Source organism: Corallococcus sp. AB049A (assembly GCF_003668885.1).
Taxonomy (GTDB): domain Bacteria; phylum Myxococcota; class Myxococcia; order Myxococcales; family Myxococcaceae; genus Corallococcus; species Corallococcus interemptor.
This window is the reverse complement of record NZ_RAWL01001476.1, coordinates 1-383: the sequence shown is the minus strand read 5'-3', so window position 1 is coordinate 383 and position 383 is coordinate 1. Positions and strand designations below refer to the sequence as shown.

Here is a 383-nt window from a genome sequence, read left to right as displayed (position 1 = left end):
TCTCCAAGCGGCGATACGAGCCAACTATCACGCCACAATGGCTGCTCGTCGTAATGCCGAGTTCTTGGCTCGTTTGAGAGCTGTAACACCTGGAGGATCACTGGCTGCACATTTGCGGACGAAACCTCGTTCACTCGACGCCCTCAAAGAGCGTTCTACTCGCTTGACTTCATTCCTGTCGTCTTGGTGTACATCAGGCATGCCGGGTACCAAGCCATTTTTCGAGGCATTTTGGGCTGTGATGCGACTGCAAGTACTATCGACCGAGCTAGGGGGCGCTGGTGCAAGGCGGATAGAGTGGGAGATCGACGATGCCGTGTTCAAAGAGGCCGCTGGAAAGGATTTCATGCTGGAGGCTATCGATGTACTTAAGGGTGTATGTG

The 383-nt window shown here is 53.8% G+C and carries 1 protein-coding gene; it reads left to right on the top strand.

The genetic code is table 11. The features are described from left to right. Positions 1-199 precede the first annotated feature (199 nt). Positions 200-383 (top strand): hypothetical protein (locus D7X55_RS45265; RefSeq protein ID WP_233610499.1); only part of this gene is annotated, 184 nt, incomplete at its 3' end.